This is a genomic window from Sporosarcina sp. USHLN248, assembly GCF_037144575.1.
GTDB classification, from domain to species: domain Bacteria; phylum Bacillota; class Bacilli; order Bacillales_A; family Planococcaceae; genus Sporosarcina; species Sporosarcina contaminans.
Genome location: NZ_JBBCZC010000009.1, coordinates 19,068 through 37,512, shown reverse-complemented (window position 1 = coordinate 37,512; position 18,445 = coordinate 19,068). Strand labels below are relative to the sequence as shown.

At 41.5% G+C, this 18,445-nt stretch carries 17 protein-coding genes; all 17 read right to left on the bottom strand.

The window, feature by feature from the left end:
• Nucleotides 1-152: 152 nt before the first annotated feature.
• Nucleotides 153-1,310: a cell division protein FtsZ gene (gene ftsZ, locus WFH04_RS05355; RefSeq protein ID WP_336823036.1), complete on the bottom strand. Its 1,158-nt coding sequence runs from the start codon at nt 1,308-1,310 to the stop codon at nt 153-155.
• A 42-nt stretch (nt 1,311-1,352) separates the two neighbouring features.
• Nucleotides 1,353-2,636, bottom strand: coding sequence for a cell division protein FtsA (gene ftsA / locus WFH04_RS05350; RefSeq protein ID WP_336823035.1), 1,284 nt, complete (start codon nt 2,634-2,636; stop codon nt 1,353-1,355).
• Nucleotides 2,637-2,796: 160 nt separating this feature from the next.
• Complete coding sequence (locus tag WFH04_RS05345; protein WP_336823034.1) at nt 2,797-3,150, bottom strand: small basic family protein; 354 nt, start codon at nt 3,148-3,150, stop codon at nt 2,797-2,799.
• Between the two features lie 2 nt (nt 3,151-3,152).
• Complete coding sequence (locus WFH04_RS05340; protein WP_336823033.1) at nt 3,153-3,872, bottom strand: DUF881 domain-containing protein; 720 nt, start codon at nt 3,870-3,872, stop codon at nt 3,153-3,155.
• A gap of 66 nt (nt 3,873-3,938) precedes the next feature.
• On the bottom strand, nt 3,939-4,640 hold the full coding sequence (locus WFH04_RS05335) for a DUF881 domain-containing protein (RefSeq protein WP_336823032.1): 702 nt from the start codon (nt 4,638-4,640) through the stop codon (nt 3,939-3,941).
• Nucleotides 4,630-5,415, bottom strand: a complete 786-nt coding sequence (locus WFH04_RS05330) for a cell division protein FtsQ/DivIB (protein WP_336823031.1) — start codon at nt 5,413-5,415, stop codon at nt 4,630-4,632. The genes WFH04_RS05335 and WFH04_RS05330 overlap by 11 nt, the downstream gene beginning before the upstream one ends.
• Before the next feature lie 21 nt (nt 5,416-5,436).
• Nucleotides 5,437-6,528 (bottom strand): putative lipid II flippase FtsW, encoded by a 1,092-nt coding sequence (gene ftsW, locus WFH04_RS05325; RefSeq protein WP_336823030.1) that lies wholly within the window; start codon nt 6,526-6,528, stop codon nt 5,437-5,439.
• A 29-nt stretch (nt 6,529-6,557) separates the two neighbouring features.
• A complete protein-coding gene (murD, locus tag WFH04_RS05320) occupies nt 6,558-7,907 on the bottom strand; it encodes a UDP-N-acetylmuramoyl-L-alanine--D-glutamate ligase (RefSeq protein WP_336823029.1) in 1,350 nt (449 codons plus the stop codon).
• Nucleotides 7,908-8,882 carry a phospho-N-acetylmuramoyl-pentapeptide-transferase gene (gene mraY / locus WFH04_RS05315; RefSeq protein WP_336823028.1) on the bottom strand — a complete coding sequence of 325 codons (975 nt, stop codon included), beginning with the start codon at nt 8,880-8,882 and terminating at the stop codon, nt 7,908-7,910.
• A 147-nt stretch (nt 8,883-9,029) separates the two neighbouring features.
• Nucleotides 9,030-10,958 (bottom strand): penicillin-binding transpeptidase domain-containing protein, encoded by a 1,929-nt coding sequence (locus WFH04_RS05310; protein ID WP_486377084.1) that lies wholly within the window; start codon nt 10,956-10,958, stop codon nt 9,030-9,032.
• A gap of 56 nt (nt 10,959-11,014) precedes the next feature.
• Nucleotides 11,015-13,210, bottom strand: a complete 2,196-nt coding sequence (locus WFH04_RS05305) for a penicillin-binding protein (protein ID WP_336823026.1) — start codon at nt 13,208-13,210, stop codon at nt 11,015-11,017.
• Between the two features lie 35 nt (nt 13,211-13,245).
• Entirely contained in the window at nt 13,246-13,626 is a 381-nt protein-coding gene (ftsL, locus tag WFH04_RS05300) for a cell division protein FtsL (protein ID WP_336823025.1), read from the bottom strand.
• A gap of 17 nt (nt 13,627-13,643) precedes the next feature.
• Complete coding sequence (rsmH, locus tag WFH04_RS05295) at nt 13,644-14,576, bottom strand: 16S rRNA (cytosine(1402)-N(4))-methyltransferase RsmH (RefSeq protein ID WP_336823085.1); 933 nt, start codon at nt 14,574-14,576, stop codon at nt 13,644-13,646.
• 36 nt (nt 14,577-14,612) lie between these two features.
• Entirely contained in the window at nt 14,613-15,044 is a 432-nt protein-coding gene (mraZ, locus tag WFH04_RS05290) for a division/cell wall cluster transcriptional repressor MraZ (RefSeq protein WP_336823024.1), read from the bottom strand.
• 383 nt (nt 15,045-15,427) lie between these two features.
• Entirely contained in the window at nt 15,428-17,032 is a 1,605-nt protein-coding gene (bshC, locus tag WFH04_RS05285) for a bacillithiol biosynthesis cysteine-adding enzyme BshC (protein WP_336823023.1), read from the bottom strand.
• Between the two features lie 101 nt (nt 17,033-17,133).
• Complete coding sequence (locus WFH04_RS05280) at nt 17,134-17,523, bottom strand: DUF3397 family protein (RefSeq protein WP_336823022.1); 390 nt, start codon at nt 17,521-17,523, stop codon at nt 17,134-17,136.
• 6 nt (nt 17,524-17,529) lie between these two features.
• Nucleotides 17,530-18,420 carry a ketopantoate reductase family protein gene (locus WFH04_RS05275; RefSeq protein WP_336823021.1) on the bottom strand — a complete coding sequence of 297 codons (891 nt, stop codon included), beginning with the start codon at nt 18,418-18,420 and terminating at the stop codon, nt 17,530-17,532.
• Nucleotides 18,421-18,445 lie beyond the last annotated feature (25 nt).

Below are 18,445 nucleotides of genomic sequence, written 5' to 3'. Positions count from 1 at the left end.
CTTGGCCAATGAAATGTTTGTCGGAATGAAGATTTATTTTCATAAAAAATTCGACAGAAAATACCGTGAAAAGTAAAAAGCCTTCAAGCTTGTCCGTAATGGACTTGCCTAAAGGCTTAACACTCAATAGTATATATTCAACGTTCAGCAGCTTATCGTCTTTGGCGATTCCGCAAAAATGTCGGAATGTCCAATGCGTCTTCTTGTTGATTGTTCTGCTGCCGAGTCGGTTCCGGTTGCTGGAACTGTGGAGTTTCCTCTCTGCGCGTATGTGTTTGCGGTGCAGATTGTTGAGGTTCTCTTTGACGAATTGAACCAAAATTGGAAGCTTTCGTTGTTTTCCCTTGGCTCAATTGCTCCTCACTAAACCCAGTTGCAATTACTGTTACTAAAATTTCGTCTTTCAAATCATCGTTAATGACGGATCCGAAAATCATATTTACCTCTTCATCCGATGCAGAAGCTACAATATCCGCCGCTTCTTGTACTTCGAAAAGGCTTAAGTTGGAGCCGCCCGTAATATTCATAAGAACACCTTTAGCCCCATCAATCGACGTTTCAAGCAACGGACTGGAAATCGCCTTCTTCGCAGCTTCTGACGCTCGGTTTTCGCCCGTCGACATACCGATCCCCATAAGAGCTGATCCTTTATTGGACATAATTGTCTTGACGTCTGCAAAGTCCAAGTTAATGAGTCCTGGAACTGCGATCAAGTCGGAAATACCTTGTACCCCTTGTCGAAGTACATTGTCCGCTTCCCTGAACGCTTCAAGCATCGGCGTATTTTTATCAACAATTTCTAACAGCTTATCATTCGGAATAACAATTAACGTATCTACAGATTCTTTCATTGCTGCAATGCCGCCGATTGCTTGTGTTGAGCGTTTCCGGCCTTCAAACGTGAATGGACGAGTTACGACACCTACAGTCAATGCACCTAAGTCCTTTGCAACTTGTGCAATTACAGGTGCTGCACCAGTACCCGTGCCGCCTCCCATTCCTGCTGTAACGAAGACCATGTCCGCGCCACGCAAAGCCTCTTCGATTTGCTCTTTACTTTCTTCGGCAGCTTTTTTACCGACTTCCGGATTTGCACCTGCACCTAATCCACGAGTCAACTTTGCACCGATCTGTAATTTCACTTCTGCATTGGATAAATTAAGGGCTTGGGCATCCGTGTTCACTGCAATGAATTCTACACCTTGCACGCCATGCTCAATCATTCTGTTGACCGCGTTATTTCCTCCACCACCAACCCCAATCACCTTAATGACTGCGAGTGAATCAATATTCGTATCAAAATCCAGCATTTTCTCTCCTCCTAATCCCTGTCAGACCATTTTCAATTTGTGTCATTCAAAAAAACCATCAAAGAATCGCTTAGTCCTGCTCATGAAGTTCGGTTTCTTCTCCTTATCCCTAAGGGGAGCTTTCTTTTTCACAGAGGGAGAATACTCCAATTCATCCGGAAGACTCGCAGTTTGTGATTCTGTATCAATACCAAAATACGTATCTTCCATATTAGCATAACGAATGAGGCCAACCGCAGTAGAATACATCGGTTCGCGCACTCCAATATATTCCGGAGTATGAATTCGAACTCTTGTTTTCAATACATAGCGGGATAATTGCAAGATTCCTTCTAACTTCGTTGTACCACCTGTTAAAACTACTCCTCCCGGCAAATCCCGAATACCCATATGGTACAACTCTTCCAATACGAGGTCGAATAATTCTTCTAATCGGACGCCGATAATTTCCGATATGTATCTTTGGCTATATTGGTCTTTAGAATCAGCACCAATGACAGGAACTTCAAATAACTCATCATCCGATGCATCATCGTAAAAAGCATGTCCATACTGATGTTTAATCTTTCTTGCCTGTTCAGTAGGTGTTTTCAATATGATCGATAAATCTTTCGTAATGTGATCGCCACCAACAGGAATAACCGATGTGGAAATGAACCGGTTATCGCCAAATACGGCAATCGTCGTAGAACCTCCGCCAATATCGATGAATGCCGTTCCATGGTTCATCTCATCTTCTGTTAAAGCGAAAGTGCCGGCCGCCAAAGGTTGCAAATATATTTCCCTAATGACGAGTCCTGCACGCTCTACACAGCGCAAGATATTATGAACCAAAGTCTTTGATGTAGTAATCAAAGTGCCGTCCATTTCTAAACGGACTCCGATCATGCCGCGTGGGTCTTTAATTTCATCATAATCGTCAACGATAAATTGTTTTGGAATGATGTTCACAATTTCCTTTTCAGGCGGAACAGACATCACTTGCGCTGATTTTATGACACGATCCAAATCATCGTCTGTTATTTCCCTGTTCTCCGAGTTTACCGCTACAACGCCTTTGACATCTTGCAAATGCACTCCGTTAGCAGGTATTCCTAAAATGACCTCCCGGATTTGCATACCTGTCATCCGTTCAGCCTGATCAACCGCTTTACGAATGGACTGGACAGTCGCATCGATGTCGATGATCGTTCCTTTGCGGATGCCTGCCGATTGAACGTTACCGACCCCGATGACATGGAGGGACCCGCCATCCACTTCGCCGATTAATACTTTGACTGACGAAGATCCTATATCAAGTGAAACGTAAATTGTAGATTGACTCAATTTTGGCACCTCCTATTTCAGCCCTTATCATACATTCTATTGTATTATCGTCCCGTTGTCTAAATATTTTCGCCATCTATCGCTCAATTCCTTTCAATCGGGAAATTTAATCTTAATTAGCAAATACTTTTCACCTTTTTACAGGTAAATCATGAGGATATTAGGAACTTTTCTTCCGCTCTGTCCATTTCATTAAAAGCGTCCTTCGAATGAGTGCTATATTTTGGAACAACCGAACGCCAAATGCAAAGACAGCAGCTAAGTATAAATCAACGCCAAGATTGACTCCTAAAAATGAAAGACCTGCGGCTAATGCTATATTGAAGAAAAATCCCGAAATGAACACTTTATCATCATACACTTGCTGTAAATGTGCCCGAATGCCGCCAAAAAGAGTATCTAAGGCAGCCAACACCGCAATGGATAAGTAGCTGCTATACATTTGCGGAATTTGAATATCGGATAACAGTCCTAATGATACGCCTATTAATAGGCCTAACAAAGGCAACCACATTGTCATTCCCCTTTCGGCAGCTCTTCCAAATATAGATTCTCATACTTTTCAGCCATTCCATGGATCACAACATCTTTGACAGGTTTGCTAATATCTAAAATTAAGTTATCAAGATAAAAATCATCGTGTATTGAAGAAGCTAATAAATAATTATAAAGCTTCTCACTTTCTGAAATGGTTGATGAGACGATTTTTATCTTAAAAGGGGGTGTGGACACGTTTAAGCCGTTTACTGTTGTCCAACCGTTAATTTCACGGATTGAACTCAATATAGAATATCTTTTTCCATCGATTTCCATATCAATACCTTTGAAGCGGTTCACTTCATTGACGAAACGGGTGAGCAAATCCGGTGCAATACTTGTAATCGGAATACCATAAGCAATACTTTCAGGAGAAGGCTTCACATCGATGACAATTCCTGGACCAGTTCTATCGGTAATGCCTGCCCTTTGCCTAAGCTTGTCCACTGTTTCTGACAGTGCTTTTCCTGTATTTTGCTCATTCATTGATTGGTAGGTCGATAATGTACGATCTAACTCCCTAATTTCTGAAAGCAATTCCGAATGGAGTTTCTTTTCCTCAGCCAACTCTTGCCTTATTGCCCAAATATCTCTTGTATCCCGGATTTCAGGTTGTTTCATCGAATTGTATTGGACAGCGACCATAAAACCGATAATGAGGAGGACGATTGTAAATTTATAACTTATCGATTGTTTCATCCTTCCTCCTCCTTATTTCTTCTTGGATACTTTTTTCAGATGGAGAGTGCTGCTTGAAGCTCCACATTACGTCTCTTCACGCAATGCAGGCATTTTGACTTCTTTCAACTGTTCCAAAGAAACAATAATATTATCATGCTCGAGCTCGTCCATCACTCCGCCTTTTAACTTCAACGATTCTGCTAATACATTTGATTCTCCGATCGCTTCTATTACAAAAGGCGCTGGAAATGTTCTCCCGTCAATTTTTATGACAGGGCCGGTACATTTGATGTAAGAGTTTTCGGATATTCTTTGTCCATTGATCGATATTCCTTGTGCTCCAGAAATTTTTAATTCATTAACAACCCGCAAAACATGGCTTTCGTGAACAATATAGTCATTGGGATTCTGCTCAGTCGGATTATAATCCGCATCTGAGAGCGTCACTCGTACCCCTTGTCCAACCGCAGGAACAATGCCCAAAAGGAGCCGTAAATCTTTTGCTTCGCTTACTAATATTGAATGATCCTCTTCCATCGTTGAAAAAGACTTTTCAGCCTCACGTATTTCTTCTTGTTTGGCAAGAATTTCGTCTGCCAATTCCTTATTTCTTTCTTTTTGCTCGATTAAATCGCCACGATACTGTTCCTCTTTTTGGAATCCTTCAGGTAGTGATGCATCGCGATCTACCCCTAACGTTCGGTAAGAAAAAGCGAAAATGAAACCTGCGACTAAAAAAACGAAAGCATATAAAATATGTCTGCTCTTGTTTTGATCATTGTTCATCTTCTTCAACATCCATATCACTTTCCTCTTTTTTACCGTATAATTCGCTAAACGGGGTAAAAAACGTGCCTACTTCCATATCGATAATCCCTTTCTCATATTCATCTAATTGAGAGGTAATCTCGGGATAGTAAGCCATCTTTTCCGCAAACGTTGGAATGACAGCATGCACTTCATATCCATCATCCATATATGCAGTAATCGTATCTGCGTCATCTTCAGAACCCGTATAAATGATTTCCGAAATCAATTGGAAAACCTCTGCATCCATTTTTAACAATTGGGATGTAATCCGCTTTCTTACTTCCTCGTCATCCACCTTGTTCAAAATTGGTACATTCGGGTTTTGAATCGAATCGGGAAACATTTCACCGTTCTCTAAAAGCAATCCGAAATCATCACCATCTTCAATGTAGGCAACCATCTTCCATTCCGAAATGTTGATCTCGACATCACGCATCCATTTTCTAGTGACCTTTACCTCATCGACTCCTGCTATCGCTGACAATTTTTCTTCAACTTCTTGAGCGTCGAATCCCCAGAAAGGACTGTTTTCACCAATTCCGCTTTCCTCCAGATAGAACTGCTGGTCATAAAGGGTTGCCCCTTTTATGTGTATATCCTTCACCTTACTAAGGGGTGACTGAAAATACAAAAGTAGCAGAAGGGCTAACCCGAAGATGAATAACACGAACAAAAACTTCTTATTTGTTTTCCTTCTCCGTTTTTCTCGCATGGACGGAATTCGGTCTTCAATATCTATCACTTTGTCCATGGTATGCCCTCCTGTTAACTTTCACGTAGTCTTTTTATGAAATGCGAAATGCAGTATCGTCCCAGTTGCCATCCAAGTCGTCAGCAAGGAAGATCCTCCATAGCTTATGAACGGCAAAGTTACGCCCGTAACGGGCAGTAGGCCGGACACGACACCAACATTTAGGAACGTTTGAAAAATGATAATGGATGCCATACCTGCAGTCATTAAAAATGACCGAAATTCTTTTGTACGTATTGCAATGCCAAAAGCCGAAACTAACAAAGCTGAAAATAGCAGCAAAACTACTGTCGCACCGATAAATCCGGTCTCCTCCGCAATGATCGAAAAGATGAAATCGTTTTGTGGTTCCGGCAAATATAAATATTTTTGTCGGCTATTTCCATAACCATGCCCAAACAAGCCGCCCGGCGCAATCGCAAACAATGACTGGATACCTTGGAAACCCGCGCCCAATGGATCACTCCATGGATCGATGTATGACTTAATGCGATCTAATCGATAAGGTGCTGCAGCAATTAGCGCAACGAATGCCCCAATGCCAGCAAATCCTATAAGCGAAAAGAAAGTTAAAGGATATCCTGCAAGAAATAAGACGACAAAAGCAGAAACAATCATAATGACCGCCGAGCCAAGATCGGGCTGAAGCATGATTAGCGCAGCAGGCAATAATATGAGCACAAAATGACTCAGCTTGAAAACTTTCTTGCCTTTTGCTTGCTTCATCACGCATGAAAGTTTTCCGATCAAAGCAACTTTCACAAATTCGGCCGGTTGTATGCTAAAGGGACCTAACGCAATCCAACTTTGCGATCCATTCCGTATAGCACCGATGCCCGGAATCATGACCGCTATAAGCAAGACAATCGTTATGTAATAAAAAACGGTCCAAAAGGTCGGATGTGAAGTTAATGGACTTTTCATCATCATAAACGCTATCAAAATCGAGATTGCCATGTAAACGCCTTGCTTAACAATAAAGGGAGATGAATCAGCGTAATGCACTTGCCCCCAATAAGAACCAGCGGAATGGACAAATATCAATCCGACTAATGACAGCGCCACTGCCGAAATAATAAAAGCCCCCTTCAATTTCTGTTCCAGTGAATGCATCCTTCCGTTTGATGTTTAATAATCCTATTTCACAATTTCATTACTTCATCAATAAAAGCATCTCCACGTTGTTCAAAGCTTTTATACTGATCCCAGCTTGCACAAGCAGGAGAAAGGAGGATCGTATCCCCTTCTTCCGATTTTTCATAAGCGACTGCGACCGCATCTCCCATCGTTTGCACTTGAGTGACATCATCTATTCCACAACTGTGTGCAAATTCAGCAAAGCGCTCCGCTGTTTCTCCTATCGCAATAACAGCTTTCACATGCTCCATATAGGGTGCCAATTCTTCAAAAGAATGTCCTCTATCCAATCCTCCAGCGATTAAAAGCACAGGTGTCTGAAAAGAAGAAAGCGCACTTTTCGTAGCAAGCGTATTGGTAGCTTTTGAATCATTGTAAAATGATCTACGCTTCAATTCTTTCACAAACTGCATACGATGGCGAACGCTTGTAAATGAACCAAGCACGTTTTCAATCGCCGTCTTATCGCAATCGACCAAAATGGCGGCAGCTGTCGCAGCTAATACATTTTCTAAATTATGCGCTCCGACTAATTTGATAATTGAACGAGAAACGAAAGGTTCCCCTTGCCAATAAATCATATGGTCATCAGCAGAAATCCCATATGCAGTTCTGCCCTTCAAAGAAAACGGAATTTTCTGTGCTACAGTTTGTTCTGCATACTGCTCTATTTCTGGCTGGTCTGCATTGTAGATGAAAAAGTCCTCTGCAGTTTGGTTCATCGTCACGTTTGCTTTAGACAATGCATAGGACTCCGAAGTTCCATGATAATCTAAATGTGCATCATATAAATTTGTCCAAATCGCAATCTTCGGCCTGAACTGTTCAGTTCCAGCAAGCTGGAATGAAGAAACTTCCATTACAATTAATTGATCAGGTTCCGCTTTTTCAGCAACAGTACAAGCGACAGTTCCTATATTTCCGGCAATAAGCGGTTTTTTTCCTCCGATATTCAGCATGTGAAATAATAGAGTCGTTGTCGTTGTCTTGCCATTTGAACCGGTAATCGCAATGATTGGCGCTTCGCTAATTCTTGAAGCCAACTCCACTTCTGTCCACACAGGAATTTTTTTCAAAATAGCGTTTTTCACTACTTCGTTATGATAAGGAATGCCAGGATTTTTTACAACAAGTTCAAATCCCCGATCCAAAATATCGTTCGGATGACCCCCACAGATGACCGGGATTCCCCTTTCCTTCAAAAGTGCTGCTTCTTCGTTTCCTTCTTCTGGTGATGCATCATTAACGACTACATTTGCCCCCATAGAAGAAAGTAAATTAGCAGCAGCATAACCGCTTTTTGCCAAACCTAACACTAATACATTTTTTCCTGCAAACTCTGTGAGCTCCTTCATTTACATCACCTCCAATAATACAGGGACGATAGCGGCCAATAATGCAATCCCCCAAAAAACAATGACGATTTTCCATTCTGACCATCCCGACAATTCAAAATGGTGATGAATCGGGCTCATTTTGAAAACCCTTTTTCCAGTCAATTTGAAGCTGATTACTTGAATGATGACTGACAAAGTTTCGATAACGAAAACAACACCGATGATAAGTAACAGCAACTCCTGCTTTACCAATACAGATAGCATGGCAAGCGTCCCGCCAAGAGCAAGCGAACCTGTATCTCCCATAAAGACTTTTGCTGGTTTTAAATTGAAGCATAAGAATCCTAACAATGCACCCGACACAACAAACGCGAACATCGCAATATCATATTGCTCATAAATAAGCCCATAAACTCCGAATGCAGCAAAGGCTATCGTAGATGTACCTCCGACAAGACCATCCAATCCATCTGATAAATTAACTGCATTTGAAAATCCAACTAACCAAAAAATTAAAAAGGCTACATAGAAAACACCTAAATCAATCGCAAAGTCTGTGAATGGTATTTGTACAGTTGTATCAAACGGTCCCATTTTCAATAAGAAAAAGGCGATAATAGCTATAATAATTTGCCCAATCAGCTTTTGAATCGAAGTCAATCCAAGATTTCTTTTCATGACGACAATTATGAAATCATCTAAAAAGCCAATTATGCCGAAGCCTGCTAAAACGATCAGTAAAACAATCGTTTGTGTTGTTAATACATCTTCGAATATGTAAGAAAGAGAAAGCATCGTAAGGATTATAGAGCTCAAGAAGATGAGGCCCCCCATTGTAGGGGTGCCTGCTTTCTTCTGATGCGACTCAGGGCCTTCCTCGCGGATGCTTTGCCCAAATTTCATTTTTCTTAGTAGGGGGATAATGAAAAACCCTAAAACTACTGTTACTATAAATGCGACGATAATAGCCGTCGTTGTCGTTCCGAGTGTCATATTATGTTCTCCTTAACTGTTCTGAAACTTTTAGATCAATTGCGCTCGGTATCGTTGTGTCAAGATTTCTATCCGCACGGATTCCATACCTTTTTAATCTATAAGTTCTATCAAAGGACAAACTTGAAATTCACAGCTGTTTGCCCATCATTGATTCTCTCCCTCTTCCGTATAGACGTGTATGACATCGTCTACACTGATAACCGTATCTGGTGCAGGCATTTGATACTTAATGACATCTCCTTCACCGTGCCATTCAATCCGGTACGTATGGAGCTGCCTTGCCACCATCCCTTTCGTCATTCCTGTCAAATCCGGCACTCGATGAGTGATCGGATCTCCCCATCTATATTCTTTTTCAATTTGTCCTTCTCTTTTCGTAATACCTGCCAAAGGAGCAATCTCTTCAATGATTCTGCCAACGATCGGAGCTGCGATAACTCCACCAAATTGGATCGAATTTTTCGGACTATCTACTGCGACGTATACTAACAATTCTGGGTCGTCTGCCGGAGCAAATCCAATAAACGAAACAATATAGTCCCCATCCTTATATGTACCGTCCACAACTTTTTGAGCAGTTCCCGTTTTCCCTCCTACACGTAGACCATCATTGAAAGCATTTCTTCCCGACCCGTTTGCGACGACGGATTCCAGTGCTTCCCTCACTTGCGAAGAAGTCTCTTCACTTATGACGCGTCGCCGCATTTCAGGTTCGAAGGATTGGATCGTTTCACCCTTATCATTCTTTATTTCCTTCACAATATACGGTCTAAATAAATATCCTCCATTAATGGCTGCTGCAACAGCTTGCACTTGCTGTATCGGTGTTACAGAAATACCTTGGCCAAAAGAAGTTGTAGCCTGTTCAACAGGGCCGAATGCTTCTTTTGAAAATAAAATACCTTTTGCTTCTCCAGCAATTCCCGATCCAGTTGATTCGCCAAAACCAAATTTTCGGATATAATCGTCCAGCTTCTCAGCACCTAATCTTTGTCCGATTTCAATAAATCCTGGGTTACAGGAATTCTCTACAACCTCAAGAAATGATTGATGGCCATGTCCTTCCCTTTTCCAGCAACGAAGCCGAGCATTGGCAACCATTGCGTAGCCGGGATCATTAAAATAATCATTATGCAAATCAATTACTTTTTCCTCTAAACCTGCTGCTAATGTAACAATTTTAAATGTGGATCCTGGCTCAAATGTCATCCAAACCGGCAAATTGCGATTATACACTTTAGAATCAATGCTTTGATAATCCGCTGGATGAAATGTTGGCATCGACGCAAGCGAGAGAATTTCTCCCGTTTTTGGATTCATGATAATGCCAAGCGCTTGCGTTGCATCATATTTTTCCATCGCCTGTGATAGCTCGCGCTCCATTATTTTTTGCATTTCAATATCGATTGTCAGTTCAACAGTCGACCCATTTTCACCTGATTGGAAACCGTCATCGACATGAGGCAACGGAATCGTCTTCGCATCGGTATATAATCTAATTTTATCGCCGGTTCCTTTAAGGATTTCATCATAAGCATATTCGATCCCTGCCAATCCTTGATTGTCGTATCCCGTAAATCCGATAAGCCTTGATAATAGTTCACCTTGCGGATAATTCCTCATAAAATCTACGCCAGTATACAATCCTTCGATTTGCAGCTTCGTTATTTCATCCGCTTGCTCTTTCGAAATATTTTTCCCCTCGGGCGCCAACTTTACCATATACCCTTTCTTGCTCATTTTCTCTAACAGTTTCTCCTGCTCAACACCTAAAATTGGAGAAAGGGCGGCGGCTACCTTTTCGGGCTCTTTATTTTGCGAAGGCATATAATATAGAGTGGGAGCCAAGCGATTCCCAACAATCAAATTTCCGTTTCTGTCATGTATCTCTCCACGAACAGCACCGAAAGGAATTTCCCTATCCCAGTTCTCTTCTGCACGCGCTTTCAGCCATTCATGCTTTATAATTTGAACATGAAAGAGCTTTCCAACGACTGCCAAAATGCATATGAGGAAAATAACGAATACTGCACGCAATCTCTTTTTGGATTGCAAATTTACATAGTTACGCAGCAGTCCACACCTTTCGTTTTTCTACCAACCTATGAATACAAAAGGCTCGCTATTCGTCATCCTCCGATTATCGCCTCTTCTTCTTCCTCATTTTCATCCTCTTCCATCACTTTATAGCGTTCCGACGGGACTTGAAGCTGAAGCACGATAGGCTCTGAAGGATTAACAATGGTACCTGCCGATAAACTTTGTTCGGTAACAAAGCCGTCTCCGTTCAATCGAATATCAAGACCTGATAACATTTTAAATGATATCGCCATTTTTTTCGACCACCCGGAAAAATTTGGAAGGACTGTATCGCCTTTAGTTTCTAAAAATACAACAGCTCCTTTATTGAGCTTAATTCCTTTTTGAGGATACTGATGGTCGATATTTCCTCCTTCCCCAATAAGAACTGGATCATATCCCATTTCCATGAGCTCCGACATTGCCTCTCCGGAATCCTTTCCTGTAAAGTCCGGTAATGTAACGGTAGTAACTTCACCAGCGTTTTCTGGGGCGATATTTAAGTATTTCAAACTACTTTCCATAATAGATGTATACAATTCCGCGACAGGATCCGAACCATACTGCCCTAATTTCAGCTTCGGCTGTTGAACAATAACATAGGTCAACAATTGCGGATCTTCAATAGGTGCCATCCCTAAAAATGAGTAAAGATAATTTCCATCGCCTGACAAATATCCACCGCCTGAAGGCTTTGGAATTTCTGCAGTACCAGTCTTCCCTCCGACTGAATAGCCGGATAACGCAAACTTCCTTCCCGTACCCCTTTCAGATGTAACGGTAGATTCAAGAATTTTGCGGACTTCTTTAGCCGTTTCTGCTGATATCGGCGACTTTCTTTCTTCTGGTTGATGGTCCTCAATCACTTCATCAGTATTCGGATCGATAATTTTATCGATCACATATGGCTTCATCATCTTTCCATCATTGGCAATTGCAGTTGCAGCTTGTATCATTTGCACAGGAGTTACGGTAGAACCTTGTCCATAGGATGTTGTCAGCCTTTCACTTGGGTTTACATCCAAAATGATACCGGGCGCTTCATGAGGAAGATCGATGCCCACTCTTTCACCGAATCCAAATCCTTTCAAATACTCGATAAACGTACGATCTCCCATACGTTCTAATAAATAGGCCATAGATACATTGGAAGAGAGTTGGAATCCTTCCAAAAAGCTGATACGTCCCCACCCAGTCTTATTTACATCCCGGATAACCCGGTCATAAATCGTATATTGTCCGGATTGATATTCAGCTAACGGATCCCATTTTCCTTCCTCAATAGCGGCAGCCAAAGTGAACATTTTCATCGTTGATCCAGGTTCAATTGTATTTTCGACGGCATCGTTCAACCAGTTTTCGGTCAGTCCTTCCCTTGTTCCTGGATGGAATGAAGGCCGTTGGCTCATCGCATAAATTTCGCCTGTTTTAGGGTTCGCTACTATGACTAGCATCTTTTTAGGGGAATACTTTTCATTCACTACATTCATTGCATCTTCAACAAAGTTTTGAATCACTTTGTCGATTGTCAGCTGGATCGTTAACCCGTCTTTTGCAGCGACAATATTCTTTTCCGTTTTCGGAAGGACAAATCCCCATCTATCTGTCTTGTAATCTACTTTTCCATTTGTTCCTGTCAGTTCTTCATTATAGGTTTTTTCCAACCCCATTTTACCGACCGTTTTAACATTTCCATTTTCGTCTTCCTCCCTCATCGCAAAACCGATAAGATAAGAGGCGAAATCTCCATTCGGATAAAATCGTTTCTTATCCTCAATGAACTGGATACCCGTAACTCCTTCTTCCTTAGCAGCTTTCTTGATCGCTTCCATCGTTTCATAGCTAATATCCCTGCCTGCTTTTCCGAACTCGATTTGGTAAGTATCTGGCTTCCGCTCTAATGCAGATTGCTGTATTCGGATCATTTCTTCTTTTTCCATTGGAATATATCGGCTAAGCAAATCCGCTGCTTTCTCGAAGTCTACAACATGCCTTGGCTCTTTGGCGCCTTTTTCAGTCGCCTTTTCACTCAAAATAGCGATCAATCGATAGCTCAATGTATCCGAAGCGATCAGCTCACCATCACGGTCAACGATCTTTCCCCGGTCGGCTCTCAATACTGCTTCCTTCGCATATCTTGCCTCCGCCATTGCAGCCATTTGACGTCCTTCCGCTTGACCAGTAATTTGAATGCTCAATAATCTTCCAAACAAAAGAAAAAAGAGCCCTCCGAAAAAAATGAACATCAGAAAGGCTCCCCATTGAAATCGAAACTTCTTTTTCATCGTCCAGGCACGACCTTTACGTTTTTCTCGTTAAGATTCAAGCCGAGCTCCTTCGCTTTATTCCAGATCACTTCGTATGTAGATTTTTCGCTCACTTGGATGGACAGTTCCGTATTCTGTTTTTCAGTCTCATCAATTTTGTTTGTAAGGAGCTGCACTTCCTTATTGGTATCATTAATTTGTGCCTGCGTATGCAAAATCATCGTCGAAAAAACAACAAGGGCCGTTGCAAATAGCGCGAACAAGAATTTTTCCCCTGTGGAAAAGATTTTCCGGGTTCGACGATTCGGCGAATGTTTCTCGGTTGTTTTCGGACTAACAGGTGTTTCAATATCATGAATAGTATCTGTCTGAAACTTTCTTTGTTCCAATGCCATCTAACAACTTCCCCCTTTTATCTTTTCTCTGCAATTCTTAGTTTTGCGGATCTCGATCTCTTATTCTGTTCAATTTCTTCTTCACTAGGCAAAATCGGCTTTCTTGTCACAAGTTTCATCGTCGGCTCCAACTCCGGAGGAATGACAGGCAAATTGGGAGGTAATTCAGGCAATGATGACGCTTCCTTAAAAATCGTTTTGCAAAGTCTGTCCTCTAATGAGTGGAACGTAATTACACAAATGCGCCCTTTTGGGTTAAGCAGCGTCAAGGCATCTTCTATCGATTCCTCTGCCGCACCCAATTCATCATTCACAGCAATCCTGATCGCTTGGAACACTCTTTTAGCAGGATGCCCACCTGTGCGCCGAGCAGCTGCTGGTATACCTTCCTTAATGAGTTCCACAAGCTCCCCTGTTGTTTCAATCGGAGATGCCTTACGTGCTTCTTCGATTCTCCTCGCTATGCTTTTTGAGAATTTCTCTTCTCCGTAGCGGAAGAAAATTCGAACCAAATCTTCATATGACCATTCATTGACTACTTCAAATGCCGATAATGGAGCATCCATATCCATTCGCATATCTAACCTTGCGTCCTGGTGATAGCTGAATCCTCTCTCCGCAGTATCAAGTTGTGGCGAAGATACACCCAAATCATAAAGGATGCCATCGACTGATGAAATGCCAATTCGTTCAAGCTCACCTTTTAAATTTCTGAAATTCGAATGGATGAACGTCACTTTTGATAAATGTTCTTTTAATGTTTCCTTTGCAGCATGGATGGCAGTCATATCTTGATCGAAACAAATTAGCCTGCCGTCGGAAGACAATTGTTTCACAATTTCCAAGCTATGCCCCGCACCACCAAGTGTGCAATCAACGTAAATACCATCTTTTTTTATTGCAAGCCCTTCGACGGCTTCATGCAGTAAAACTGTTGTATGTTGAAAAATTGAAACCGCCTTCTTTCCAAAAGTAAATAAGTGTAATTAAAAATCAAAGTCGATAATATTCTCTGCGATTTCATTGAATGATTGCTCAGATTCATCATAATACGCATCCCAAGAAGTTTTCGACCATATTTCGATCCGACTTGAAACTCCGATGATGACGCAATCTTTTTCCACTTTCGCATAATCAAGGAGCTGTGATGGAATGTTTACACGGCCTTGCTTGTCCAGCTCTACTTCAGTTGCACCGGAAAAGAAGAAACGCGCAAACGCACGGGCATCTTTCTTCGTAACTGGGAGCGCCTTCAGCTTCTCCTCCAACCGTTTCCATTCCTCCATAGGGTAACCGAAGAGGCATTGATCTAGTCCACGGGTCAGCACAAAACCATCCGAAAGATGCTCCCTAAATTTCGAAGGGACGATCAAACGGCCTTTAGTATCGACAGTATGCTGATATTCACCCATGAACATACTCTTCACCCCACTATATAAATTAAATGTACCACATCCCCCCACATTCCTCCACTCATTTTCATATGAACAATAAAAATATGTCAATAGTATCAAAAGTGGCAGGAGACGGCTAACTGTGATAGGCGTTGGAAGACTAAATACTCATGTCGAGCGGAAATGTCGGAACTTGTACGACCTTGTACTTCGGAAGACTAGAAATAATGGAGCTTTTTGCCTTTTGAAGTAAAGGCAGTCTAAATATGCCTCGGCCTGAGGAAACGTGGCACGAATACATCCTAAATATTATAGAGCTTGTGCACTCATAGCATAGATTTGTGCGTAAAAGTGTTTTCACACACAAAAACACCTTTCCAGATCATCCGGAAAGGTGTTTTTCAAAATTATAAATAAACGATTTGATGCTTGCCATTCATTTCAAACGGCAGTTGCAATAAATTTTTTATTAAATCTGGCCCATACGTATTCATGAATGAGTATGGAGTGTAAATTCGTTCTTGCAATGAACCGTCGACATATAATTGCCCATCTAAAAGCTGATATTTGCGAAGCGCTGTTTCATGCTTACGGAGCAGTTCATCTTCTGCCTTATTCCGTAAAAACTCGAACTGTTTTTTATGATAATCAAGATTCTTTTCAACAATCGGCAGCAAGCCATCGCTCACTTCACTCGTCAATATTTTATATTGTTCTTCTAAATCTTTTTCCATTTTTTGAACCATCTTATCGAACCGCTCGTTTTTCAATGTTTCAATAAAACGATCTCGCTCTTCCGCCACTCGCCCTTGCAATACATCCTCCACTGTCAATGAAACATCTGACAAAGCCTGAGTTGCTTTGGAAGTTATTAGAGTAATCGACATTCTTGGAGTAATGATTGGCATTTTTATGTCAAAATGATGAAATGCTTCTTTTAGCAAAGCCCAATAAGCGATTTCTCCAGGCCCTCCTACAAACGAAAGGACAGGGAAAATCAAGTCTTGCATAATCGGACGTGTTGCCACATTATTACTTAACAGCCACGGTTCATTTTGTGCAATCTCAAGCATTTCCTTTTCCGTCTTTCGGAAGCCTATCTGTTCATTGACAAACTTTCCGTCTTTTATCGACAAGAGAACTCTACCCGTTTCATGGACGTAAAATAAATTAGCTGCCGCTTCTTCAGCATAAAGAGGTTGACTAAATCCAAAGTTGCAATATTCCTCTTCCTTCTGAACGATTGAACTTGAGATCGCAGCAGCACCTTCGATCATCTGCCGGAAGTATGGCGACTCTATTTGACGCAGCGTCTTATAGGCAGAGTCAATGAATAACAGCCCTTCTTCTTGGAAAAATCCGTTCATTAGCCGGACAAAAAATTGAGTGAATGTCTTTTCTTGTTGCGCAGCAAATAACACGTCTTGCAATAAGTCCTTCGTATATTCAGTCTCACCGAATTTTTTAAACACCTCTTGCAAATAGGTGGTCATCTGTTGTTGATCGTACTCCGCATCAGAAGCCATCCATTTCAACACAAATTTTTCTTCGTATTGCTGCTTAATCGCTTTTCCATTTAATTCGGTATAGACGTGGTTAATCTCAGCTAAATCATGGTCTTCACCAGCAACCCAAAAGACAGGGATAACAGGAACACCTAATTCTTTTCTTTTCTGTTTAGCCAATAAAATAACTGTAATCGCCTTATGGACGGAATAAAGTGGACCGGTCAAAATCCCGGCTTGTTGACCGCCTATAACAACAACACCGTTTTCCTTCATTTCAGTGAGATGGACCTCCGCTTGCTCAGAAATCCCAAACGGTTCCATGAACGATCGGATAGTCGCTGAGAGTTTCTCCCGTTGAAATGACCTCATTTTTAGTTCTTTCAACCGTTCTTTATAAGACGTTTCATTGTTTTCATAATCAAAAAAAGTATGTATGAATTGCTGATCCTCAAAATATGACTGTAAAACTTTATTACCTTTCAAAGCAATTGATTCGATTTCCATCATTCAAGCCCCTTTTTCCTTCTGTATGAACAGAGTATAGCATTCAATCTCACTTGAATGAAAACATACGCTTACTAACTTTATTCTTTTAAAAATTGACGTTATTTCGTATAAGAAATGACATTCAGAATTACACCAGCAGCCATTAATACGACATAAGCCGCTGTGAGCAAAAGGAAATAAAGCCTCCATGTTTTTTGGAGCAAACGTAGTATCTTATATTCTTTGACGCGAAAACGTTCTAATATCGCGTAAATCATCCCAATTAACATTGCAATCCCAGCTAAATATATTCCTGTTCCCCGTCCAAAAACGGCCACGGATAAAGCGTATACCGATAAAAAAAGAAAGGGAGTCGTCACGTCAGCAGCTCGTCCAATATATGTAGCAGGCGCTCTTCCGAACTTCCTCACGACAATTAAGAATACGAGTGCAATAAGAAATGGACAAAGTACGAGAATTCCTGCAAAGAACGAAAGTATAGAGCCCAAAATCCGTCACCCTCTTCCATTTATAGCATGAAGCATTTGCTCTAATAAAGCGAGTGTCGGAAGCGTCTTGCCATTGTTTTTCGCTAATCTTAAGATCGGAGTGACGATCGTATCAATTTCCATCACATTGCCATTCATTCGATCTTTAAGCATTGAGGAATGGTTCATCCTTGTTTTTTCGCAAACTGTCAACAAATCTTCCAAAGGCAAAATATCCGGCATTTCAGCGATTCCATTGTTCATTTCCTCATACAATTGCAATAAAATAGTTTTGCAATGTGGATTTTCAAGCAACTCACCGTTTCTCACTTGCAACATAGCAGTTAGGGGATTAATCATGCAATTGATCAGTGTCTTGCGCAAAATAATTTCATCGGCGCTATGGTGATAATCAATGGGGAAATTTGGAGAAGCCGCCTGTTCCATAAAATCAAAGCCTATACCACCATTTTTTGATGCTGCTATTTTCAGCTGCCCAACTCCGTTATGCGAGCACGTCCTCACATCGAGCCGCTCCGCTCCATGTTCAACAGTTGCAAAGTACAATTCAGGCAAACCGCTTTTTCTTGCATCTTCGACATGCGCCATGCCATTTTGCACGAACAGAATAGGATGCACCATTTCTTTTTCCATCAGCAATTTCAAAATCGGTTTAATGCCCGCATATTTGACAGCGACAATCCAAGGAACATTATACGGCAACTTATTCGGGTCAGAAAAGGCTTCAACATTGAAAGTCCCCGTTTTCCCATTTACGATGCGCTGTATTCCATTTTCACGAATTTGCCTCGCAGCTTCTTCTTTTCTAACAAGAAAACCGACCTTCATGCCAGCCTCACATAAATAACTCCCAATCAGCATGCCGATCGCCCCTGCACCGGCTATGACAATATCCATCCTCTTTCCCCCTTTTCAACAGGGC

Coding starts and splice junctions, on each gene's coding strand:
- murD (WP_336823029.1), bottom strand. CDS start 7,907: ATGAAGGAGCTCACAGAGTTTGCAGGAAAAAATGTATTAGTGTTAGGT.
- WFH04_RS05345 (WP_336823034.1), bottom strand. CDS start 3,150: ATGTGGTTGCCTTTGTTAGGCCTATTAATAGGCGTATCATTAGGACTG.
- ftsL (WP_336823025.1), bottom strand. CDS start 13,626: ATGGCATTGGAACAAAGAAAGTTTCAGACAGATACTATTCATGATATT.
- WFH04_RS05335 (WP_336823032.1), bottom strand. CDS start 4,640: ATGAACAATGATCAAAACAAGAGCAGACATATTTTATATGCTTTCGTT.
- ftsZ (WP_336823036.1), bottom strand. CDS start 1,310: ATGCTGGATTTTGATACGAATATTGATTCACTCGCAGTCATTAAGGTG.
- mraY (WP_336823028.1), bottom strand. CDS start 8,882: ATGACACTCGGAACGACAACGACGGCTATTATCGTCGCATTTATAGTA.
- bshC (WP_336823023.1), bottom strand. CDS start 17,032: ATGGAAATCGAATCAATTGCTTTGAAAGGTAATAAAGTTTTACAGTCA.
- ftsW (WP_336823030.1), bottom strand. CDS start 6,528: ATGCATTCACTGGAACAGAAATTGAAGGGGGCTTTTATTATTTCGGCA.
- WFH04_RS05330 (WP_336823031.1), bottom strand. CDS start 5,415: ATGGACAAAGTGATAGATATTGAAGACCGAATTCCGTCCATGCGAGAA.
- WFH04_RS05305 (WP_336823026.1), bottom strand. CDS start 13,210: ATGTTCATTTTTTTCGGAGGGCTCTTTTTTCTTTTGTTTGGAAGATTA.
- mraZ (WP_336823024.1), bottom strand. CDS start 15,044: ATGTTCATGGGTGAATATCAGCATACTGTCGATACTAAAGGCCGTTTG.
- WFH04_RS05340 (WP_336823033.1), bottom strand. CDS start 3,872: ATGAAACAATCGATAAGTTATAAATTTACAATCGTCCTCCTCATTATC.
- WFH04_RS05275 (WP_336823021.1), bottom strand. CDS start 18,420: ATGGATATTGTCATAGCCGGTGCAGGGGCGATCGGCATGCTGATTGGG.